The organism is Rhodovibrio salinarum DSM 9154, from assembly GCF_000515255.1.
GTDB classification, from domain to species: domain Bacteria; phylum Pseudomonadota; class Alphaproteobacteria; order Kiloniellales; family Rhodovibrionaceae; genus Rhodovibrio; species Rhodovibrio salinarum.
Genome location: NZ_KI911559.1, coordinates 2,265,760 through 2,287,831 on the forward strand (window position 1 = coordinate 2,265,760; position 22,072 = coordinate 2,287,831).

Here is a 22,072-nt window from a genome sequence, read left to right on the forward strand (position 1 = left end):
GATCCGGAGCGTACGTCAGTGGGTCTGACTCGTGCGCATGCGGGCCCTCTCGAAGACCATGGTTGCTCATGTTGCCGTAGCTACCTGGGCACGGCGGACCGTGTCCGGGGCCAGGGCCTCCATTGCTTGATGCTGGCTTAGGAACACGCGCCCGCTGAGGTCGTCGAGGAAGGTGCTCCGCGCCAAGTTATCCATCACCGGGCCTTTCACTTCGGAGAGGTGAAAGGTAACGCCGGCATCTCGCAGACGCGCATTGATCGCCTCCAGGCTCTCCAGAGCACTGGCGTCGATCACGTTGACGGCGGAGCACATCAGGATCACGTCGGACACGTCGGGCGATCGCGCGACCAAGTCGTAAACCGTGTCTTCGAGATATCGGGCATTGGCGAAGTAAAGACTTTCGTCGACGCGCAGGGTTAAGACCTGCGGACTTGTCACCACGCTGTGCCGTTCGATGTTGCGGAAGTGCTCGGTGCCCGGCACCTGGCCGACGACAGCCGCGTGCGGCCGGCTGGTTCTCCAGATGTGCAGAGCGAGCGACAGCCCGACACCTGTCACCACCCCAGCTTCAACGCCGACGCCAAGGACGATCACCATTGTCGCGGCCATCGCGGCGAAGTCGGTTTTTGAATAGCGGTAGGTCCGCCGGATTGCACCGAGATCGATCAGCGACAGCACGGCGACGATGATCGTTGCCGCCAGCGTCGCTTTTGGCAGCGCCTGAAATAGCGGTGTGAAGAAAAGGGCGGTGGCCGCGATGCCGGTAGCCGTGAAGACCCCGGCCATCGGCGTTTCCGCGCCCGCGTCGAAGTTCACGACCGACCGAGAAAAGCCGCCGGTGACGGGGAAGCCGCCGGAGAACGCCGATGCGATGTTTGCCGTACCGAGACCGGTGAGTTCCTGGTTGGCGTCGATCCGCTGACGTTTCTTTGCCGCCAGGGTCTGTGCGACCGACACGGACTCGACGAACCCGATCACGCTGATCAACAGCGCCGAGGTCGCGAGGCTGGACCATAGCTCGAGCTCAAGCGGCGGAACTGTGAAAGGCGGTAGCCCTTGCGGCACATCCCCAACCACAGAGACACCCTGAGTGTCGAGGTCGAACACTGCGACCGTGGCAGAGGTCACGACGACGGCGGCCACGGGGCCGGCTTTGGCCAGCATGTCGGCTGCGAAAGGCGGTAGCCCGACGCGCTTGCGCAGCAGCGGTTTCAACTGCGTGCGCACCCAGAACAGAAACGCTGTCGCGCCCGAACCCAGCAGCAGCGTCCAGCCATGCGTCCGCTCCAGCTGCTGCGCCAGCGAGTGCCCCATCTGAACAAGGGTATGACCGTGTGCGTCGACCCCCAAGATGTGCTTCAGCTGACTGACCGCGATCAGGATTCCGGACGCGGTGATAAAGCCAGAAATGACGGGATGGCTCAGCAGGTTCGCCAGGAACCCGAGCCGTAGCAGACCCATGGTAAGCAGCATCAAGCCGGACAGCAGGGCGAGGGCAACCGCAGCGCCGAGGTAGCCCTCGGTGCCCGGTTCTGCGACCCTTGAGATGGTGGCGGCCGTGAGGAGGGACACAACCGCCACCGGTCCGACGGCAAGCGCACGGCTCGATCCGAACAGTGCATAGGCCACCAGCGGCAGGATGCTGGCATAGAGGCCGACTTGCGCCGGTAGCCCCGCTAGCATGGCGTAGGCCAGGCTTTGCGGGATCAACATGATGGTGACGATGATCGCCGCGACAAGATCCGAGGACAGCTCGCGGCGGCCGTAGTGCCGGAGCCATGTGAGCGCCGGAAGGATCCGCGACGACGACGGGGAGATCATGAGGTAACCCTTGGGAAATCGATCGGAAGCGCCGTCGGTGCGGTCACAGGAAACCGCGAGGGTTACCGACCGCGGAGGTGCACGGTTTTGTCCAGAAGATCCGTGAGATCGAAGCCGGCGGCACTCGCCGTCGCCACCAACGCGTCGATATCCGCCGTTTGGCTGTTCGCGAGCGCCCAGAGCGTGACCGAGCGCTTGCCGCTGCGACAGAAGGCGGCAACTGGGCCATCGCTGTGCGCCAGCGTGCGCGCGAACGCGTCAACCTGGGCCTGTGTGATCTCACCATCGACCACCGGTTGGTGGAGAAAGGTCAAGCCATGCCGATCGGCGGCCGCGCGCAGGTCGTCCGATTCCGGCTGATCCGGCTGTTCACCATCGGGGCGATTGTTGACGACGGTGGTGTAGCCCGCAGCCGCTAGGTCCGCCATATCGTCGACGGTCAGCTGAGGTCCGACAGCAAGCGTTTCGGTGACTGGAATAACGGGCATATTTTTGTTCCCTCGGATGTCCGAATGAGCGTGCTGATCGGCTGAGGTCGGCTATCTGACCGCGCCTCAGCCGGGTGATCCGGACCTTTACCCTCAGAGCTGGTTGAGCGGGATTTTCAGGTAGGAGACGCCGTTGTCTTCGGGCATCGGCAGCTGGCCGGCATTGGTGTTGACCTGCAGGGCGTGCAGGATCAGCGCCGGCATCGGCAGATCGGCGTCACGCTTCTTGCGGGTATCGACGAAGCTCGCTTCGTCGATACCGTCCTGCACGTGCGGGTTATTGGCCCGCTGCTGGACGACTGTGGACTCCCACTGCGGCTCCCGGCCGCCCGGCATGTAGTCGTGTCCGGTGAACAGCCGCGTCTCCCCCGGCAGCTCCTCCAGGATGCGCCGGATCGATGCGTAGAGGGTGTGCGCGTCTGCGCCCGGAAAGTCCGCGCGGGCAGTGCCGAAGTCGGGCTGGAACAGCGTGTCATGCACGAACGCGGCGTCCCCGATCACATAGGTGATCGAGGCCAGCGTGTGGCCGGGTGAATACATCACCCGCACCGGGATCTCGCCGACCTGGAAGGTGTCGCCGTCGGCGAACAGGCGGTCCCACTGCCGGCCATCGGTCGGCGTTTCGGCCGGCCAGTTGTAGAGCTTCTTCCAGAGTTGCTGGACATCCTTGACGTGCTCGCCGATCGCGATCGGCGCGCCGGTCTTCTCCTTGAGATAGCCGGCGGCCGAGAAGTGATCGGCGTGCGGGTGGGTATCCAGGATCCACTGTACGCTCAGGCCCTGCTCCTCAACGTACTGCAGAATGGCGTCGGCGTGCTCGCTCGAGGTGCGGCCGGCCTTTTCGTCGTAGTTCAGGACCGGGTCGACGATCGCGCACTGCCGGGTCGCCGGATCGGCAACGACATACTGCACGCTGAACGTCTTGGGGTCGAAGAACCCGGTGACATCGGGCTGGGGCGTAGTCATGACGGGGACCTCGTCTGTTTCATATTGAGAGTGAGACATCGGCGGGCGGAACGCCCGGCCAGCGTCTCCCGAGGAAGCGCGCCGGCCGGGTCGTACGTGGGTCGCACCGCGGGCCTAGACCTGCGTCGTGCAGAAGTACCAGTCGGTGTAATCGTAGCCCTGCTCGGCGCGCTTCTCGGCCTCCTCGACTGTCGCCGGCGGCGGCACGATCGCCCGGTCGCCCGACTGCCAGGCCTCGGGCGTGGCGACGCCGTTGGCGTCGGCGCACTGCAGCGCCTGCACCAGTCGGACGATCTCGTCGATGCTACGGCCGGTGGGCATAGGGTAGTAAAGCATCGCCCGCAGCGTGCCCTCGGGATCGATCACGAAGGTCGCGCGCACCGCGGAGGTGTCGCTCGCCCCCGGCATGATCATGCCGTAGGCACTGGAGACCTGCATCGAAATGTCGTCGATGATCGGGAAGCGGATGTCGACGCCGAAGTTCTGTTTGATGCTGCGCACCCAGGCGATATGCGAATGCGTGCTGTCGACCGACAGACCGATCAGATCGCAGCCGAGATCGAGAAACCGGTCGTGGTTACGTGCGAAGGCCATAAACTCGGTGCTGCATACCGGCGTGAAGTCGGCCGGGTGGGAGAACAGCACCAGCCAGCGGCCTTTATAGTCGGCCAGTTTACGTGGGCCGTGGGTGGTCTTGGTGTGGAAGTCCGGTGCCGGCTCGTTCAGGCGCGGCAGCGTCGGCTGCGTCTCGTTCATAATCTCGCAAGCTCCGCTATCCTCGTGTGTTCAGTTGTTCGGGCCATGAGGGCTGCGCCCGCCGAACACCTTTGGATTTAGAGAGCTTGCCGTTTTCGGTAAAATGAATATATTTGGCCAAGCCCATCGAAAAAATCGAATACAAACCAAGGGAGGGCCCATGACCCCGAGTCTGCGTCAGATGCGCTTTTTGTGCGCGCTGGCTAACGAACTGCACTTCGGCCGTGCCGCGGCAGCCTGCAATGTCACGCAGTCGACCCTTAGTTCTGGACTGAAGGACCTGGAAGCGGCGCTCGGCGTCACGCTGGCAGAGCGCGGGAACCGGCACGTCATCCTGACGCCGATTGGCGAGGAGATCGCCGTCCGGGCGCGCGGCGTGGTGGCAGCCGCCGAGGACATCTCGGAACTGGCCGCCAGACATGCGGGCCCGCTTTCCGGCGACCTGCGGCTGGGCGCTATCCCAACTATCGGGCCGTACCTGATCCCAGCAGCGCTGAGCCATCTGCGACAAAGCTTTCCGGACCTCAAACTCTACCTGCGCGAGGAGTTGACCGAGAGCTTGCTGGCAGGTCTGCGTGCAGGCCGGCTGGACGCGGCGCTGATTGCGCTGCCTTTCGAAACCGGGGAATTGGTGACCGAGCAGCTTTTCGATGATGGCTATCAACTGGCCGCGCCGCGGGGCCACGATTTGACAAGTGCCCAAGCCATCGATGGGCGTGAGTTGGCTGACCAACACCTTCTCCTCTTGGAACGCGGGCATTGCCTGCAGGGGCACGCGCTCCAGGCGATCCCCGAGGTCGCGTTGCCGGCCGATGAGAGTTTCGCGGCGACCAGCCTGACCACGCTGCTGGCGATGGTGCAGGAGGGCATTGGTCTTACCCTGATCCCGCAGCTCGCAATCGATGCCGGGATCGCGGGCGCCCATGAAGTTGCGCTGGCGCCCTTGCAGCGGACCTGTCCGCGCCATGTTGTTCTTGCCTGGCGCCCGACGTCACCGCGCGAAGCGGAGTTCCGTGCGCTTTCCGAGGCGTTCCGGAACGCGCGCGCTGACATGGCTGTAGGGTCCGGGAGCCGGCCAAATCGGTAGCGCCCCGGGAGTGACCAGGACCGTGGCGGTCGCGCCAACGCCGACAACAACCGCCGCAGGCCTCCTCGAAGGTGCGCTCGGCGATCTGCGGGCCAACCTGCGCGAGTCTGCGTTCACATGCCAGGCATCTCCATCATGTCATTGCCTGATACCGAAGCGCGCAACGTGGCTTCACCTTGGGCGATCGCGCATATCTCTTTGAAAGAATCGCAAACTCACGCGATAGCGGGGTCCAGATAAGGCGATCTTTGCTCTAACCGATAGTTTCGGTTGGCCGATCGGCGACCGATCCAAGCCGGTCGATCAGATCGCCTCTATTGCCGGCAAGTTCGGCGATCGTCACGCTGTCCAGGATCCGTAAGAAAGCGTCTATTGCATCATTCAGCGTCGTCGACAGGCGGCAGATGCCGATCAACGGACAGCTATTGGTATCGGCGTTGAAGCATTCGACCAGCTCGATCGGCTCTTCCGTCAGGCGGACAATCTCACCAACCGTGATCCCGGCGGGATCCCACGCTAGACGGAAGCCACCGCCGCGCCCGCGCACTGTTTCGACGTAGCCCGCTTTACCGAGTTCGTGCACGATCTTCATGATGTGGGCTCGCGAAACGCCGTGCGCAGCCGCCACTTGGTCGACCCGGGTCAGTGCGGGCGCACGCAGGGCGGCCATCTGCAACGTGCGTAGGGCGTAGTTGGTGTAATTCTTGAGCCGCATCGCTCTCTCCTTGGCCGTTCGGCGCTGCACGAGGCTCCCCGATAACCTAGAACTGCGATACCGATTTGCCCAATCCTGGCGGGCCGCACAATCTGGAGCCGCGGTCGCCCGAGATGCGGGCGATTCCGCGAGCCCACGACGGCGTCATGCATCTGCTCAAGCTCAAGAAGTTCGTCCGCGCCGACCTGCTGATCCTTGAAGACCGGGACTTGGCGGCGACGACCGAGCAGTAGCCCCGTGACCTGCTGGAGGTTCTGAACGACTGCCGAGGCCGTGCCGATTGCATGGACGTAAATCTTGGTGCGTCTCGCTACGCACCCGTGGGACGGTTGGGGCAAGCTGGTTGATCGCCGTTACGCTCAGCCGATCTTCACGGTCGTATTGTCGACGAATTCGTACGGCGGCACCACGAGGTTGCTCGGGGCCGGGCCCTTCCTCACGCGCCCCGAGGTGTCGTAGTGAGAGCCGTGGCAGGCGCAGAACCAGCCGCCCCAGTTGCCGCGCGGTTCGCTTGGCTTGTTGCCAAGCGGGATGCAGCCCAGGTGGGTGCAGACCCCGACCACGATCAGCCATTCCGGACGTTTGACGCGCGCTTCGTCCGGCTCCGGATCGCGCAGCGTGTCCATGTCGGTCGCGCGAGCCTGTTCGATCTCCGCCTGCGTCCGCTTGCGCAGGAATACCGGCTTTTTGCGCCACATTACGCTAATCGCCATGCCTTCCTGGACCGGCGAGAGGTCGGCTTCGATGCTGGCAAGCGCCATCTGCGCCGCACTCGGGTTCATCTGGTCGATGAACGGCCAAGCCGCTGCCGCCGCACCGACCGCTGCCGTCGTGCCGGTAGCGAGGAGTAGGAAATCGCGCCGGCCTATCTGCTTGTCGTCGCCCGTGCTGTGGGGCCCGGCCGGCTGCAGGTCGTTCGACCGAGATGTCATGACCTATCGCCTCCTGTTTCGATCCGTCCGGCCATGAGGGTCACTGAAGCCGGATGTAAAAAACCTGTATTGTGCATATAACTATTAAGGCCGAACGCCATTCGTATTCAATTAGATGCAACTGTTTGTCGCAGGGACGGCTGAGGTCGGCCGCTTGCGAGGGCAGGGCCTGGCAAAGCCGTGTATGCGGCATTGATTTTCGCAATCCATATATTAGATATCACTGATATATCGGAGTGCCGCATCTGCGGCGTTCACAGGGTCACCAGCCGCGAGGAACGACCACCGCTGATGCACAAGTTGTCCGGACATTCCACCCCGGCCGGCGCGGCTTCTGCTTATGCGTGCCGGTTGCGCCGGTGCGGGCTTGGACCACTGCCTCATGAGGACATCAGCGGCACGTCGCCTGGACCGGTGGGTAAACCGTACGCGTCCCAAAGGTCCGCGTAGGATACGCGACGAAACGTCATCTGCGGGTAACACAAGCCGCTTCTTACGTCCTCACTATGTCAACGTTCCAATCCATACTGACGCTCATCATCGTCTCTGGGGTGGCGCTGCTGGCCGTCTGGGCGGTCGCCGCGTGGCGCCGCCGCGGCGGTCCGGCGGTACCAGGCCGGCGGATTACGCTGAGACGGCAGGTTCCACGCGGTCCCGGCGGGACGGCGCCGGTCGGTCCCGCCCGGGATACCTGGCTGGTGATGCCGGATATCACTGGCTACACCCGCTTCTTGCATAGGAACCATTTCGCAGAGGTTCACGCCCAGCACCTGGTCACCGAACTGCTGCAAGCGCTGATGGCTGCGGCGCCGCCCGCTCTGACAGTTGCTAAGGTCGAAGGCGATGCCGTGTTGCTGTTCGCTTCGACAGAGGGGCGCGGCGCCCGCTCGGTCGAAGAGGTGGAGCAGGCGCTGGCGCACGTGTTCCAGGCATTCTACCGCCGCCGCCAAGATCTGATCCGCTCCAACCTGTGCCGGTGCGCGACGTGTCGGCACATCGACGAGCTTGAACTGAAGGCCGTCGTCCATCGTGGGCCAGTCACGAACTACAGACTGGGCAACTTCATCGAATTGTCCGGCATGGCCGTCATCGTCGTCCATCGGCTCCTAAAGAACTCGATCCGCCACCGGCGCTACGTGTTGGTGACGGATGCGGCCCAGGCGATTATCCCCTCGTTCGCCGCTACCGGAGAGAGCGTGGAGGAACGTGGGCCGGACATAGGCGCGATCGGCTGTCGAGTGTACCCCTTCGACTTGCCGGACACCTCCGACGGCGGCGTGATGCGACGGTCAAGCGGATACGCCATTCGCGACACCGCGGGGAAGATTGCGGCCATCCTGCGAAACCGTCCACAGGTATCGCGCCACCAAACCTCGGATTCGCGACGCGCACCGGACCGTTGAGGTCCAGGAGGACGTAGCAAGCGCGGCGCGTGATGTATTGGCGGCGACACGTGGCGCACCGACTGTGCGACGAGCTACGTCAATCGACGCTTGAGGCCGGATTCCATCATGTAGCGAGCTGGCCTTGGCCAGTGGCCTCTTCGCCCTTGTCGTGCGCGCACCTGTCGCATGTAGCTTGGCGCGCTGTGATACACATCACGGTTGCCTAATATGTTGAGATGTTTAGGGTCCCGGCGACATTTTGCAGCGCAAAATCATGTGCTGGTCTAAAGGTTTAGATGAAAGGAGCCTGGATGATGGAACGTCGCGTCGACGTCGCGATCATCGGCGCCGGAACTGCTGGTCTTTTCGCCCTGCGGCAGGTCAAGCGCTTCACCGACAGCTATGTAGTCATCGATGGAGGGCAGCTTGGGACCACCTGCGCGCGCGTCGGCTGCATGCCCTCCAAGGTGATGATTAAGACGGCGGAGGACTATCACCATCGCCACGCCCTCGCAGCCGAGGGGATCGCGGGCGGCGACCGTCTCGGGATTGAGGCGCCCGAGGCGATGGCGTACGTCCAGCGGATGCGCGACAGCTTCGTTGAGCACGTAATGGGCGGCCCGGTCTCCAAACTGGGTGACAAGCTGATCCGCAGTCACGCCCGCTTTCGCGCGCAGGGTGAAATCGAGGTCGACGGCGGGGTCGTGCGCGCCGAGCGCGTAATCGTCGCCACCGGCTCCAGGCCGGTCTTGCCGCGGGCCTGGCAGGCGTTCGGCGACCGTGTGATCACCACCGACCAAGTCTTCGAGCAGTCCAGCCTGCCGCAGTCGATGGCCGTGCTGGGCCTCGGTGTGATCGGCCTAGAACTGGGCCAAGCGCTGGCGCGTCTCGGCGTCGAGGTCACCGGTATCGACATGCTGCAGCGCCTCGGGGGTCTGAGCGACGAAACGGTGAACGAGACAGCAGTCGCGGCAATGCGCCGTGAGTTCCCGGTCTGGCTCGGCGAGAAGGCCGAGCTGGCGGAAGGTATGGACGGGCGCATTCGCGTTACCGCTGGCGCGAAATCGGTCGAGGTGGAGCAGGTGCTGGTGGCCGCTGGGCGCAAGCCGAACGCGGATCGTCTTGGCCTGGACCAGCTCGGCGTCGAACTCGACCGCCGTGGCGTGCCCACCTACGACCCGGAGACGATGAAGGTTCCAGGCGAGCCGATCTTCATTGCCGGCGATGCCAACGCGGATCTGCCGCTGCAGCACGAGGCGCGCGATGAAGGTCAGATCGCTGGTTACAACGCCGCGCGCGGCACCGAGCAGCGCTTCCGCCGGCGCGCGCCGCTTGCGATCGTGTTCTCCCAGCCAAACGTGGTCACGGTCGGCGAGAGCTGGGCGACGCTGCAGCACCAGGACGTGTTGGTCGGCACCTGCCGTTTCGAGGGCGACCAACGCAGCCGTATCAAGCACGCCGACAGCGGAATCGCGCGGATTTATGCAGATCGGCGCGACGGCCGGCTGCGCGGCGCTTCCATGGTGGCGCCGGACGGCGAGCACCTTGGCCACCTGTTCGCGCTCGCGATCCAGCAGGGCCTGACCGCGGCGGACGTTTTGAGGATGCCCTTCTACCACCCGACGACCGAAGAGCGGGTGCAGGATGCCCTGCGCGAGATCGCCAACAACACCGAGCAACAACTCGATCAACCGGTGGACCTAGAGTTCTTGGACCACGACGAACGGCAGGTTCGTGCAGCCGAGTAGTCCTTTTGATGAGGTCAGTGTGGGTCTAGTTTAGCTCCAGCAGTCTCGCGCCGGAACCCAAGGGTTTGGCGCCCGCAAATTCTATAGAAGCGCGGTCCAATCCCGGAGTAGGTCAGTTCCAGACGCTTTAATCTGACCTATTGAGCAGTTTGAGGGGATTAGACCAACCCTGTACACAACTCTTCGGTGCAAGGCGATATGCCGCAGCAGGGCGGCTGGCGAATTACATGCAAATAAGGGAATGTGTGCAGGTCCAACCCGGGCGCACTTCGAACGGTTAGAAAGGCTACGACATGAAGCGTGTTTTACTTGTCCTGGCGGCGGCGCTCGCGCTGGCGGGCCCGGCCACGGCGCAGGATAAGCCCAATCTGGTGACTGTCCTGAGCGCCGAGCATCCGCAAACGCAATTGATGGCGATGGTGCTGACCATGCAGTCGGTGCAGCAGGGCGCCGAGGCGCGAGTGCTGCTGTGCGGGCCGGCCGGCGATCTGGCGCTGAAGGAGGCGCCGGCGGCTGCGACCGCGCCTCAGGAGCCCAAGGGCATGAGCCCGCAGGGCCTGATGCGCAAGATCATGGAGACCGGCACCCCTGTCGAGGTCTGCGCGATCTACCTGCCGAACAAGGGCGTGGGCGCCGAGGCGCTGATCGACGGTGTCGGACAGGCGGAGCCGCCGGCGATGGCGGGCCATCTGCTGGCCGACGACACCCGGATTCTGTCGTTCTAAAGCGCGCGCCGCAGGCCAAATCGGCACGCGGCGCGCGCTTTATCCTGTTGAACTTCCGGCAAAATTACAGGGCAAGATGATCCCACCTTGCCTTTTTTGCGTGTCTGCAGCCGCCAGACGACAGCGCCCGCCGCAGGACTGCCCGCTGGCCGCGGATTGAGACCGCGCGCGCATTGTCAGGGTGTGATCGAGGCCACCTAGTGGGTCTTGGCACCGGCACACCTCTAAAAGTGACAGCGGCGATCGACGGCCCCCGCCGACCGCCTCTCGGCCGACAAGCCGCACACGCGATGCAGCAAGGAGGTTCGCCATGATGCAACTGTGCAAGACCGCCACAGCCCTTGCCGCCGCAACCGTCCTAGTCGCGGGGACGGTCACCGCGGCTGCGGCGAGCGACGACAGAAAAGACGGGGCCTGGCCGGACGTCATCGAGCGCGCGCAGCTCGATTGCACGCCCGGCGACGGCGAGCCGCAGCCGATGGACCGCGCCTACATCGACGACGACGCCCGCCAGAGCGCGGCGCGTACGGGGGGAAGCGCGCAAGCCGACAATCCGGTGTCGCAGGTGTTCGCGGCGATTCAGGTGGCCTCGAAGACCTGAGCGGTAAACGGGTGCGACCGACAGCTCGGTCGCAAGGCCTGAGAAGCTGTGATCGAACGGAGGGCTGCCATGCGGAACTGGAAGCCTAGCTTTTGCGAGGAAGCTTAGTTCCCCCGGTCCCGGCGATATGGCACTGCTTCCCACCCCGCCGCACCGCGGATGCGGCGGGGTGTCTCGTGACCTCTGTTCGAAAGCAGCAGCCGTTCGGAACAATCCTTGTCGAATGATGTCCCGATGTCCGCCGGCATCGGGACGACGCGTTGGTTGGATACGCAAGGACCGCGCGAAGGCCTGCGGTTCAACAGCTGTGGTCGTGCACCTCGGCGTGCGAGATCTGTCCCAGCAGATAGTCCCGAACGGCTTTCTCGGGGTCGGTTTCGTTGGTCGCGACGGCATCGACGCCGCGCTTCGCCAGCTTGGCAACGAAGTTGTGCCCGCAGCTGCCGCACAGGACGACATCCATCCCGAAGATCGGGTGGCCGTCCTTGTTGCCCCAGTCGTGCAGGGCCTGCTCCTTGGGCAGGTCCAGCTGGTCGATCAATTCGGCGCCGCCGCCCGGCGCGCCCCGATAGACGAGAAAGCGCCGGGTCCGCCCGGCGTGCGGCGTGATGGTCCGGAAGTTCTGGCTGGTGACGGCGATGCGGTACATGAACTCGCTCCAGGTTGCGGGTAACGGACGGGCAGGCGCGCTCATTTCTCGACGTCGGCCCAGATCTTGCGCTGCACAGCGTACAGCAGGGCGGTCAGCACGATCAGGAACAGGATCACCTTCAGGCCCAGACGCTTGCGCTCCTCCATGTGCGGGTTGGAGGCCCAGTGCAGGAAGGCGGTCACGTCATGGGCCATCTGCTCGGGCGTGGCCTGGGTGCCGTCCTGATAGTCGACCGCGCCCTGGACCAGCATCTGCGGCATGCTGATCTTGTGGCTGGGGTAGTACGTGTTCCAGTACTGCCCCGGCTGCAGGTTGGCGTCCTGCGGCGCCTCCTCGTAGCCCAGCAGCAGGGCCCGGATGTACTCCGGCCCGCCCGGCCGGGCGTTGGTGATCACCGACAGGTCCGGCGGGATGGCGCCGTTGTTGGCGTTCTTCGCCGCTTGCTTGTTGTCGTAGGGGAAGGGGAAGGCATCGGTCGGCTCCGCCGGACGCTCGTACATCTCGCCCTGGTCGTTCGGGCCGTCCTCGACCGTGTATTGCGCGGCGATCGCCTCGACCTCGTCTTCGCTGTAGCCGATGTCCTCGAGGTTGCGGAAGTGGACATACTTCATGCCGTGGCAGGTCGAACAGACGGCGTTGTAGACCTGCAGGCCACGCTGCACGGTGGCCCGGTCGAAGGTCCCGAACACGCCCTCGAACTGCCAGGTGTGTTCGGGCAGCGCCGGCGTCTCGGCGGCCTCGGCCGGGCCAGACGCGAGCCCAAGCCCGGCGGCGGCGATCGCGGCGGCGATCAGCTTACGTATCTCTGCCATTGTCCTCTTACCTCCTATTCCGCTGGGCTGGCCGGGGCGATCGCGGGCTGCGCGCTGCCGGACAGGACCGGCTTGGAGATGCTGTGCGGGCGCGGCTTGGGGCGTTCGAACACGCCCAGGAGCGGCAGGATCACCAGGAAGTAGGCGAAGTAGTACGCCGTCGCGACCTGCCCGATGGTGGGCCAGATGCCGCTCGGCGGCATCGCACCGACGTAGCCGAGCACGATCACGTCCAGCACCAGCAGCCAGAAGAACTGCTTGAAGATCGGCCGATAGCGCCCGGAGCGCACCGGGCTGCGGTCGAGCCATGGCAGGGCGAATAGGATCAGCACAGAGCCGAACATCAGCACCACACCGCCCAGCTTGTCCGGCACCGCGCGCAGGATCGTGTAGAACGGCAGGAAGTACCACTCCGGCACGATGTGCGGCGGCGTCACCAGCGGGTCCGCGGGCACGTAGTTGTCCGCGTGGCCCATGTAGTTCGGCGCGTAGAACAGGAAGACCGAGAAGACGATCAGGAACACGCCCAGACCGAACAGGTCCTTGATCGTGTAATAGGGGTGGAATGGCACCTGGTCCTGCTGGCCCTTGGGCTCGATGCCGGTCGGGTTGTTGGAGCCGTAGCGGTGCAGCGCCACTAGGTGCAGCAGCACCGCGCCCACGATCAGGAACGGCAGCAGGTAGTGCAGCGAGAAGAAGCGCTGCAGCGTCGGGTTGCCGACGGCGAAACCGCCCCACAGCCAACGCGTGACCTCGTCCCCGAAAATCGGCACGGCGGAGAACATGTTGGTGATCACCGTCGCGCCCCAGAAGCTCATCTGGCCCCAGGGCAAGGTGTAGCCCATGAAGGCGGTCGCCATCATCAAGAGCAGGATGATCACGCCCAGGCCCCACAAGACCTCGCGCGGTTGCTTGTAGGAGCCGTAGTACAGGCCCCGGAACATGTGGATGTAGACCACGATGAAGAAGAACGAGGCTCCGTTCATGTGGATGTAGCGCAGCAGCCAACCGTAGTTGACGTCGCGCATGATCTTCTGGATCGAGCCGAACGCGTGATCCACGTGCGGGGTGTAGTGCATCGCCAGGACCACACCGGTCGCAATCATGATGACCAGGATGATCCCGGCGAGCGATCCGAAGTTCCAGGCGTAGGTCAGGTTCTTCGGCGTCGGATAGAAGCGCAGGTGCTGGTCGGCGAAGTTGATGACCGGAAGCCGGTCGTCGAGCCAGCCCAGCACGCCCTTGTAGGGTGTCTGGTAGTCAGCCGCCATGGCGCGACCTCCTCTCGCGATCGATCACGTCGCAAACCCGCGCGCGGCTGCGTGCCGGGGTCTTCGCGTGTCGTCGGTCAGGGTGGAAAGCGCCGCCCTAAGTTATATTTTAGATATAACTATATCCGAGTGCGGATGCGACCGTCCGAGGGTTCGGACTCAGTGTCGCAGACCGGGCAGCTTTCGCGTGCGTTGGGCCCGGTCTCGACCGCTTCGTAGCCGGTGACCATCGCCTTCAGGTGCTGGAACACCGTCTCGCCGGTCGTGATCATGTAGACGTGCCCGATCAGGAACACGAGGGTGGCGTAGGCGGTTGCGATGTGCACCGTGGCCACCGGCGCGAGCGGCACCGGCAGCACGTCGCCGAATAGATTATAGGTCAGGTAGATCAGCCCGGTGATCCAGATCGCTGGCGAGATCACCGCGTTGAACGTCAGGTAGGCAAACAGTTGCAGCGGATTGTGCTTGCGCCGGCGGCTCGGTCGGAAGGGATGCGGCTCGCCCCGGAAGATGCCGCCGGCGTAGAAGCGCAGCACCGCCCACAGCTTGTCCGTGGTGGGCACGTACTGCCGCCATTCGCCGGTGGCGACGTGCCAAAAGATCGCGAACACCCAGACCACCATCAGCGCGATGGCGCAGGTCACATGCACGGTCGCCGCCTCGGCGTAGCCCAGCACCCGGTAGGTGCCGTGCAGTTCGAAGCCGGTCGCAAGCATGCCGATAATCAGCAGCGACTGCGACCAGTGCCAGGCGATCTCGAACGGGCTGAACAGCCGGATCCGCCGTCTCATCGCGCACGCCTCCGGTAGCGGAAGAAAGCCCTAAGTGACGCGTGGCCGAGTACGCCCGCGAACGTCGCCAGCACCGCCAGCCAGCCGATCCGGTCCAGCCACGCCGGGGCGTCGCGCCCGGCAATGTAGAAGCTGTCCAGTCCGGTCAGCCGGCTGTCCTGGCTGTGGCAGTCGGCGCAGCCGACCGCCTGGTCGGCGGGCGCGACCATGTGGGTGATCGGCCAGTACATCTTGGTCTCGACGAAGCCGACCTCGCCGGAAAACGGCAAACCCTCGGCCGCCATCGCGGTCTCGATCGCCGGCTCCCATTCCAGGTTCTTCCAGTAGGCAGTGTCGTCCTGGCCGAACAGCTGCATCAGCACCAGCCGATCGCGCTTGGCGTCGTAGGGCTGCTTGCCGCGCATGATCTTGAACGGCCAGATCCGTGCGTCGGAATCCTCCGGTCCGCCCGCGAAGCTGTTGATCGCGACCACGCTCTCGGGATCGATCTTGTCCGTGGCTTCGGTGTAGCGCATGTCGCCGTCGAACCAGGCGTAGGACGGGATGTAATCCTCCCGCCATTCGATCTCTCCCCAGCGGGTCCAGTAGCTGATCCGTCCGTCGGCGTTGGTCTCGTGGATGCGGCTGCCGTCCTCGGCCAGCCGGCCGGCCTTCGACCAGTCCCACCAGGTCTTGGTCTGTACACCGCCGCGGGCGATTTCGGGGATGTGGCAGGTCTGGCAGGCGACCCGGTCGCTGTGCTGGTTGAGCGTGCGCGCGACGTAGCTGCCGTCGTCGTGAACGTCGACACCGTGGCAGGATTCGCAGGTCGCAGCCTGCCGGCGTATACCCGGCTTACCGGTGCCGTGCATGTCACGCGCGGTCATGTCGTAGCGCCCGCCGGCCAGCTCGTGGCCGCTGGCGACGTGGCAGTCCTGGCAGGCCATGTCCCCGCCCTCGGGGCTCATGTGCACGTCGAGCGATCTGGGCGCGTCGATCAGGGAGGAATCCAGGTCGCCGTGCTTGGAGCCGTCGCCGCCGCCGCCGTTGAAGTGGCAGCTGCCGCAGCTGGCGACGTCCGGCGGGCCGACGTTGCGTGCGACCTTGCCAAGGTCGGGCGGCGTCAGCGTCTTGCCGTGCACTGTGGTGGCGGTCTCCAGCACCCGGCCCGCGTCCTTGGGCGCCTTATGGTAGGTGCCGGTGGTGTCGTGGCAGACCAGACAGTCGACCCGGGTGTCGTCGGAGAAGTCGAACGACGCGTCCTCCCAGCCGTAGCCGGTGTGGCAGGAGGTGCAGCGCGGCTCGTTGGTGCGCACATTGGTGCAGAAGTTGTTCAGCACGTGCCGCTTGCCGAGCTGTTGGCCGGTGTCCGGGTTGGTGTAGTCCCAGGTCCAGTGGATTGACTGGCGGACCTGATGCCCGGCCTCGGTGTGGCACTCCAAGCACGCCCGGGTGACCTCGCGGCCGCTGTCGAAATCACCCTGCAGCGCTTCGAACTTGCTGTGATCGGCCGTCGAGACGTCCCGCGCTGGCGTTGGCGCGGGCTGCTGCCCGTCTTTTGCCGAGGCGACCTGCGGCAGCGTGGCCGCGGCCGCGAGCAGTGAGATCGCAAGACCGGCAAGACGGATCCGGCGGGTTCGGCGCGGGGGCATCGTACGCGATCCAGGCTGTGAGTTCGTAGGACGAACGTGTCACAGACATATTAGTCGACGCTTAATTAACCGGCAAGCAACGGACGTAATGTTGGCGCACGCGTGTCCCGGCTCTGGTGTCATTAGGCACACCGACCGACACAGGCACGCCGGCGCATGCTGTAAACCCCGGAAACACGGGGCTCCCGGCGTGTGGATCGGCGAGGGGTCACGGTGCCGATCGGCTCGGTAATTGCTTGATTGAGCACGGATGTGCGGGCTTGACCCCTGTCGCCCACGCACAGTCCTGGCGCTTGCGCCAACGCGTCGCATGGCCGCCCAGCGGCCCGCCGCCGACATGATCCGTTGACGTATTCGAGGAGTGGAATGCGAAAAGGGGTTTGTCGATGGCGCAGTCGTTGGCAGAGCGGCCCGAACCGTGCTGGATCCGCAGCCGCTGGATCGCGCAGCTGCCCGTACCGCTGTTCGCAGTGACCATGGGCCATGCCGGCTTGGGGCTGGCGTGGCGCAGCGCGCACGCGACCTTCGGCGTGCCGCTCGCGGTTGCGCAGGCGCTGATGGCGTTCGCCGCTGGCGCGTTTGCCCTGGTCGCCCTGGTCTACGCGCTCAAGGTGGTAGCTTGTCCGGGCGGCGTAGCCGCCGACTTCCGCCATCCGGTGATGATGAACTTCTTCCCGGCGATTTCGATCGGCCTGCTCCTGCTCGCCGTCGGCGCGCTGCCGCACGACCGACAGCTGGCGGAGGAGCTTTGGATCGCCGGCGCGCTCCTGCACCTTGCCCTGGCGGTAACGATTATCGGCCGCTGGATACGCCGGAACACCGAAATCCAGCACGTCAGCCCCGCCTGGTTCATCCCGGTCGTGGGCAATATCGTGGTGCCGATCGCGGGTGTGCCGCTCGGCTACGAGACGGTGTCGTGGTTCTTCTTCTCGGTCGGCCTGACCTTCTGGGTTCCGCTGTTCACCATCGTGCTCTACCGCCTTATCTTCCACGATCCGCTGCCGCCGCAGATCGCGCCGCTGCTGTTCATCCTGATCGCCCCGCCGGCGGCCGGCTTCCTCGCCTATATGCAGTTGAACGGCGGCACGCTCGACGTCCTGGCCTATCTGTTGGCCGCGAGCGCGCTGTTCATTGCTCTTGTTCTGGCCGGAATCGCGGGCCTGTTCCTGCGCCTGCCGTTCGCTTTGTCGTGGTGGGCCTTCACCTTCCCGGCGGCTGCGCTGTCCTGCGCGATGACGGAGGTACACGCGCTGCTGCCCGGGCCCGCGACGCAAGCGGTGGCTCTCGCCGCGTTGGTCTTCGCCACTGCAATCATCGCGTTGGTGACGGTGCGCACGCTGGCGGCGCTGGTCACAGGCCAGCTGTTTTAGCGGCGGCTCAGCCGTGTCTCAGCGCGGGCTCTTCCGCTGCGCTGGCGAACTGCAGCGTCATCACCTCGCCGGCGGCGAGCGGGCGCCATGCCTCGTCCGTGAGCGGCACGCTGGAGATCAGCGTGACCTCCTGGCAGCCGCCGGGCGGGCAGGCCTCGGTGCGCACTAGCTTGCCGTCGTTGGGATTGCAGGTCCGCGTCAGGCTGACCAGTCCTGGCGGCGCGATCTCGTCGTCGTGCTGCCGGCGTTCGTGGCCATGGGCGAACAGCAGTTCGCCGTCCGCGTAGAGGAAGTTGGCGGGGCCGAAGGCGCGCAGGTCGCGGGCGAAAGCTTCGACAGCCGACTGCCGTGCTGCGACGCTCGGCGCCGTGTGACCGTCGCGGAGCCCCGCGATCCACAACGGCGCCAAACGGTCCATCAAGGCGCAGAAGGCGATCTCGGAATCGGTCGTACCGATTGGCAAATGGCGGTCCAGGTCGCCGCGCCAGCGGCGGTCGATTGCGTCCAGATCGCCGTTGTGGGTGAACACGTGCATCCGCCCGCCCAGTTCCCGGACGAACGGCTGCGTATTGGCCAGCATGCAGTCGCCCACCGTCGCCTTACGGATGTGCGCGAGGGCGAGACGGGTCGGGCGCTGCTGGCTGCGCACGAACGGGACCCAAGGGCTCCGCGCCGCCGGTTCTGGCTCGCGTAGCCTGCGTACGTCGTAGCCGTCGTAGAAGGTCACACCCCAGCCGTCAGCGTGCGGCCCCGCCTCGCCGCCGCGACGCGCGAAACGCTCAAGCGACGAGGTCAGGGTCGCGGGATAACGGCTGGCCATGGCCAGCAACTCGCACATGCCAAACCGTCGTTGTGGAAAATGTGGTGTCAGGTTGGGGGCTTAGCTGAACGCCTTGCCCGGAGTGGCGCCCAGCTTCTTCACGATGATCGCCAGCGGGCAGAAGCCGGTCAGCGACGCCTGCGCCAGGTTGGCGCCGACGAACGCGGTCAGCCACAACCAAGCGGGATCGTGGACCTGCGACAGCGCCAGGCTTGCCAATACCACGATGCCGGCAAACAGGAGAACGATCCGGTCGATCGACATGGCGTGGTCTCCTTCATTTCCGTACACATTTTCGTTTAACTGAATATATAGCGGCGCGGCGCGCGGTTTCGAGCCCGCTGCGCGCAGCGGTCGCACCGGCGAACCGTGCGCTGCAAAACATATCACGGTTTTCTGATACGAAAACGACCCCAAATGGGGCGTGGACGCTTGCCGCGGCGCGCCCTGCGGTGCCGGCGCCCGAGTGGGGGCGCGCGGCGGGTTGCCGACGAGACAGCCAATCGAAACGGGAGGCCATGAAAGATGGAACGTGAAGTCGACGTCGCGATCATCGGCGCGGGGACTGCGGGCCTGTTCGCCCTGCGTCAGGTTAAACGCGTCACCGACAGCTACGTCGTGATCGACGGCGGGCAGCTCGGCACGACCTGCGCGCGGGTCGGCTGCATGCCATCCAAGGTCATGATCCAGACCGCGGAGGACCATCACCACCGCCACGCCCTCGCCTATGAGGGGATCGAGGGCGGCATGCAGATCGCCCTGCACAGCCCGCGCGCGCTCGAATACGTCCGGAAGATGCGCGACAGCTTCGTCGAGCACGTGATGGGCGGCCCGGTCTCCAAGCTGGGCGACAAGCTGATCCGCAGCCACGCCCGCTTCCGCGCGCCCGGAGTGATCGAGGTCGAGGGCAGCACCGTTCGGGCAAAGCGGGTGATCGTCGCCACCGGCTCGCGCCCGGTGGTGCCGCGGGCCTGGCAGGCCTTCGGCGACCGGGTGATCACCACCGACCAGCTGTTCGAACAGCCCAGCCTGCCGAACTCGATGGCCGTGCTCGGCCTGGGCGTGATCGGACTGGAGCTGGGTCAGGCGCTGGCCCGCCTGGGCGTCGAGGTGACCGGTGTCGAGATGCTCCAGCGCGTCGGCGGTCTCGGCGACGACGACGTGAACGCCGCGGCCGTCGAGGCGATGCGCGAGGAGTTCCCGATCTGGCTGGGCGAGAAGGCTCAGCTCGCCGAGGGTGCCGACGGGCGCGTCCGGGTCAGCGCCGGCGACAAGTCGGTCGAGGTCGATCAGGTGCTGGTCGCCGCCGGCCGGACGCCGAACGTGGATGGCTTGGGCCTAGACATGCTGGGCCTGGAGCTGGACGATCGCGGCGTACCCGCCTACGACCCTGAGACGATGAAGGTGCCCGGCGCGCCGATCTACATCGCCGGCGACGCCAACGCCGAGCTGCCGCTGCAGCACGAGGCGCGCGACGAGGGCCAGATCGCCGGCTACAACGCCGCGCGCGGCACTGCCCAGTGCTTCCGCCGGCGCGCGCCGCTGTCGATCGTGTTCTCGCAGCCCAATGTGGTCACGGTTGGCGAGAGCTGGGAGAAACTAGCTCGGGAGGACGTGCTGGTCGGCACCTGCCGGTTCGACGGCGACCAGCGCAGCCGGATCAAGCACGCCAACCGCGGCGTGGCCCGAATCTACGCCGACCGCCGCGACGGCCGGCTGCGCGGCGCGTCGATGGCCGCGCCCGACGGCGAGCATCTGGGCCACCTGTTCGCGCTGGCGATCCAGCAGGGCCTGACGGCGGTCGATGTGCTGCGGATGCCGTTCTACCACCCGACGGTCGAGGAGCGGGTGCAGGACGCCCTGCGCGAGATCGCCGGCCAGACCGAGCGGCAGCCGGACCAGCCGGTCGATCTGGAATTGCTGCACGACGACGCCCAGCGCCAGGCGGCCGAGTAAGTGGACGGCCCCGGCCGCGTGCCGGGGCCGGCACCCACACCGTGCACAGAGAACGCCGGCCGCGTTGACGCGGCCGGCGTTTCGTGTGCGCGGTCCCGCGCTGGCCCTGGATTTAGACCCCGATCCGGGCGCCGACGAAGGCGTTGGTGTTGTCCTTCAACTGCCCGAAGCGCGTATCGTCATCCGCGCCGAACAGCCAGTTGACCCCGGCTTCCAGCGTCCAGCGGTCGGTCGGGCTCCAGCTGATCCGGGGGCGTAGGTAGCCGTCCTGGGCGGTCGGCGAGTAGAAGGCGAACAGCGTCGCGGTGATCTGCTCGCCGGGCCAGTCCTTCTGCAACTTGACCGTCCAGAGGTTGCGCCGGTCGTCGCGGTTCTGGGGGTCGTCCAGCCGTTCGGTGCGGAAGAACTGCACCGCACCGGTCACGTTGGTGACGATCTCCCGCTCGTAGCCGAGCAGCAGGCGCGCTTGGCGGTTGGGCACGTTCGGGTCGGTGCCGTCGCGGGCGTCCAGGCTGTCGTAGTAGGACACCTCGACGTTGGCGATTCCGCCCAGGTCCGGGACCGGCCCCTCGACGCTGGCGCCGTAGGTCCGCAGCCGCGGAAAGGTCGCTTCCCGGGTGCCCGGCAGGAGGCCCTCCGGGCTCTTCCAGTAGCCGTCGTAGAAATAGAGCGCGGTGTCGTAACGCCCAATCGGACGGTTGAGACGGGCCGCCCACTCGTCATTGGTGAGCGGATCGTCGGGCTGACGCACGTCGAGCGGCGTGCCGTCGCCGACGATCCGGCGTTCGAACGGATTGAAGTAACTCAGCCGGTCGCCCGAGATGTAGCGGTCGGCGTCGAACTGCGGCGTGTAGACCAGGTCCAGGTTGGCGAGGTCGGTATAGACGCTCGCCTTCACCGCGTCCGACGGCGCCTTCAGCATCGTGTCCCGCCGGCCGATGAAGAACGAACGGTAGTCCTTCGGGAACAGGTCGTTCAGGAACACGAACTCGCCGGTGCTCCAGGTCAGGATCTGCCGACCGGCCTCGACGTCGAGGAAGTCGGTGGCGCGCCAGAGCACGCTCGCCTCGCGCAGATCGAGCGCGCCTTCGCCGGTCTGCAGGTCCGGTTCGTGCTGCTCCGCCACGGCGTCGGCCAGGAGGTGCGCGCGGATCGTCGCGGTGATGTCCGGCCAGCTGCGCACGCCCTTGATCTCCGCGCGCGTCTCGGCGAGCGCGAAGCGCTCCTGGTCCGTCCGGTCGCCCAGCCTGGGGCCGGCGCGCGCGTCGACGTAGCCGCACACGCGCTAGTCGTTGAGCAGGCCGGACCGATCAACACCCTGGGTGATTGGGTCGCGCGAGCGGTAGGACAGAGCGATTTGTTGCCTCATTTTCGCGTTCCGACAGTTGCGCTTGACTGTTGGAATCGCCTGTGCGCTACTGGGAGTGCAACCGGTGATAAGCCCGGAATTCCGCGGTTTTCGGCGGCTGGCGCTTAGAATCCTGGCGCCCCAGCCAGCATTTCTGACTACCAGAAAACTTCCCCTCGTAGAGCATCACCCAAGGG

General features: G+C 65.5%; 21 protein-coding genes. 7 read left to right on the forward strand and 14 right to left on the reverse strand.

The features are described from left to right. Positions 1–66 precede the first annotated feature (66 nt). The 4 genes from RHOSA_RS0110470 to RHOSA_RS0110485 all read right to left on the reverse strand — a co-directional run bounded on the left by RHOSA_RS0110470 (position 67) and on the right by RHOSA_RS0110485 (position 4,031). Positions 67–1,821 (reverse strand): SulP family inorganic anion transporter, encoded by a 1,755-nt coding sequence (locus tag RHOSA_RS0110470; RefSeq protein WP_037256058.1) that lies wholly within the window; start codon positions 1,819–1,821, stop codon positions 67–69. 62 nt (positions 1,822–1,883) lie between these two features. Then, positions 1,884–2,309, reverse strand: coding sequence for a protein tyrosine phosphatase family protein (locus RHOSA_RS0110475; RefSeq protein WP_027288625.1), 426 nt, complete (start codon positions 2,307–2,309; stop codon positions 1,884–1,886). Positions 2,310–2,402: 93 nt separating this feature from the next. After that, on the reverse strand, positions 2,403–3,275 hold the full coding sequence (locus tag RHOSA_RS0110480) for an MBL fold metallo-hydrolase (protein ID WP_027288626.1): 873 nt from the start codon (positions 3,273–3,275) through the stop codon (positions 2,403–2,405). A 114-nt stretch (positions 3,276–3,389) separates the two neighbouring features. Next, positions 3,390–4,031, reverse strand: coding sequence for a peroxiredoxin (locus RHOSA_RS0110485; RefSeq protein ID WP_027288627.1), 642 nt, complete (start codon positions 4,029–4,031; stop codon positions 3,390–3,392). A 160-nt stretch (positions 4,032–4,191) separates the two neighbouring features. On the opposite strand from RHOSA_RS0110485, the gene RHOSA_RS0110490 reads away from it, so the two are divergent. Then, positions 4,192–5,118: a hydrogen peroxide-inducible genes activator gene (locus tag RHOSA_RS0110490; protein ID WP_027288628.1), complete on the forward strand. Its 927-nt coding sequence runs from the start codon at positions 4,192–4,194 to the stop codon at positions 5,116–5,118. Positions 5,119–5,371: 253 nt separating this feature from the next. Here RHOSA_RS0110490 and RHOSA_RS0110495 read toward each other — a convergent pair whose 3' ends face one another. After that, a complete protein-coding gene (locus RHOSA_RS0110495) occupies positions 5,372–5,833 on the reverse strand; it encodes an RrF2 family transcriptional regulator (protein ID WP_027288629.1) in 462 nt (153 codons plus the stop codon). Positions 5,834–6,192: 359 nt separating this feature from the next. Next, complete coding sequence (gene petA, locus RHOSA_RS0110505) at positions 6,193–6,765, reverse strand: ubiquinol-cytochrome c reductase iron-sulfur subunit (RefSeq protein WP_081728647.1); 573 nt, start codon at positions 6,763–6,765, stop codon at positions 6,193–6,195. 506 nt (positions 6,766–7,271) lie between these two features. Between petA and RHOSA_RS0110510 the strand changes: the two genes are divergently transcribed. The 4 genes from RHOSA_RS0110510 (at position 7,272) to RHOSA_RS0110525 (ending at position 11,224) form a co-directional block, all read left to right on the forward strand. Beyond that, positions 7,272–8,168 (forward strand): DUF2652 domain-containing protein, encoded by an 897-nt coding sequence (locus tag RHOSA_RS0110510; protein WP_081728648.1) that lies wholly within the window; start codon positions 7,272–7,274, stop codon positions 8,166–8,168. Between the two features lie 293 nt (positions 8,169–8,461). Beyond that, positions 8,462–9,898, forward strand: a complete 1,437-nt coding sequence (locus RHOSA_RS21855; RefSeq protein WP_200372046.1) for a dihydrolipoyl dehydrogenase — start codon at positions 8,462–8,464, stop codon at positions 9,896–9,898. 293 nt (positions 9,899–10,191) lie between these two features. Beyond that, positions 10,192–10,623 carry a DsrE family protein gene (locus RHOSA_RS0110520; RefSeq protein ID WP_027288632.1) on the forward strand — a complete coding sequence of 144 codons (432 nt, stop codon included), beginning with the start codon at positions 10,192–10,194 and terminating at the stop codon, positions 10,621–10,623. Between the two features lie 310 nt (positions 10,624–10,933). Further along, positions 10,934–11,224: a hypothetical protein gene (locus RHOSA_RS0110525; protein ID WP_027288633.1), complete on the forward strand. Its 291-nt coding sequence runs from the start codon at positions 10,934–10,936 to the stop codon at positions 11,222–11,224. A gap of 298 nt (positions 11,225–11,522) precedes the next feature. Here the strand turns inward: RHOSA_RS0110525 and RHOSA_RS0110530 are convergent, their stop codons facing one another. From RHOSA_RS0110530 to RHOSA_RS0110550, 5 genes are all read right to left on the reverse strand, one after another. Beyond that, on the reverse strand, positions 11,523–11,873 hold the full coding sequence (locus tag RHOSA_RS0110530; protein ID WP_037256060.1) for a NifB/NifX family molybdenum-iron cluster-binding protein: 351 nt from the start codon (positions 11,871–11,873) through the stop codon (positions 11,523–11,525). A 41-nt stretch (positions 11,874–11,914) separates the two neighbouring features. After that, positions 11,915–12,688 carry a cytochrome c1 gene (locus tag RHOSA_RS0110535; protein WP_037256062.1) on the reverse strand — a complete coding sequence of 258 codons (774 nt, stop codon included), beginning with the start codon at positions 12,686–12,688 and terminating at the stop codon, positions 11,915–11,917. A 14-nt stretch (positions 12,689–12,702) separates the two neighbouring features. Then, entirely contained in the window at positions 12,703–13,959 is a 1,257-nt protein-coding gene (locus RHOSA_RS0110540) for a cytochrome b (RefSeq protein WP_027288636.1), read from the reverse strand. 119 nt (positions 13,960–14,078) lie between these two features. Continuing rightward, complete coding sequence (locus RHOSA_RS21860) at positions 14,079–14,750, reverse strand: cytochrome b/b6 domain-containing protein (protein ID WP_081728649.1); 672 nt, start codon at positions 14,748–14,750, stop codon at positions 14,079–14,081. Further along, positions 14,747–16,381, reverse strand: a complete 1,635-nt coding sequence (locus RHOSA_RS0110550) for a tetrathionate reductase family octaheme c-type cytochrome (protein WP_037256065.1) — start codon at positions 16,379–16,381, stop codon at positions 14,747–14,749. Before RHOSA_RS0110550 ends, RHOSA_RS21860 begins: the two co-directional genes overlap by 4 nt. Before the next feature lie 386 nt (positions 16,382–16,767). On the opposite strand from RHOSA_RS0110550, the gene RHOSA_RS0110555 reads away from it, so the two are divergent. Then, positions 16,768–17,751, forward strand: a complete 984-nt coding sequence (locus tag RHOSA_RS0110555; RefSeq protein WP_051432037.1) for an SLAC1 anion channel family protein — start codon at positions 16,768–16,770, stop codon at positions 17,749–17,751. Positions 17,752–17,758: 7 nt separating this feature from the next. Here RHOSA_RS0110555 and RHOSA_RS21865 read toward each other — a convergent pair whose 3' ends face one another. Beyond that, positions 17,759–18,589, reverse strand: coding sequence for a class II glutamine amidotransferase (locus tag RHOSA_RS21865; RefSeq protein WP_051432038.1), 831 nt, complete (start codon positions 18,587–18,589; stop codon positions 17,759–17,761). 42 nt (positions 18,590–18,631) lie between these two features. Then, the gene (locus RHOSA_RS0110565; RefSeq protein ID WP_027288639.1) at positions 18,632–18,835 is read right to left on the reverse strand and encodes a YgaP family membrane protein; all 204 of its coding nucleotides are present in this window, start codon (positions 18,833–18,835) and stop codon (positions 18,632–18,634) included. A 261-nt stretch (positions 18,836–19,096) separates the two neighbouring features. Between RHOSA_RS0110565 and RHOSA_RS0110570 the strand changes: the two genes are divergently transcribed. Next, positions 19,097–20,527, forward strand: a complete 1,431-nt coding sequence (locus RHOSA_RS0110570; RefSeq protein ID WP_027288640.1) for a dihydrolipoyl dehydrogenase — start codon at positions 19,097–19,099, stop codon at positions 20,525–20,527. 112 nt (positions 20,528–20,639) lie between these two features. On the opposite strand, the gene RHOSA_RS21870 is transcribed toward RHOSA_RS0110570, so the two are convergent. Continuing rightward, on the reverse strand, positions 20,640–21,809 hold the full coding sequence (locus tag RHOSA_RS21870) for a hypothetical protein (protein ID WP_051432039.1): 1,170 nt from the start codon (positions 21,807–21,809) through the stop codon (positions 20,640–20,642). Positions 21,810–22,072 lie beyond the last annotated feature (263 nt).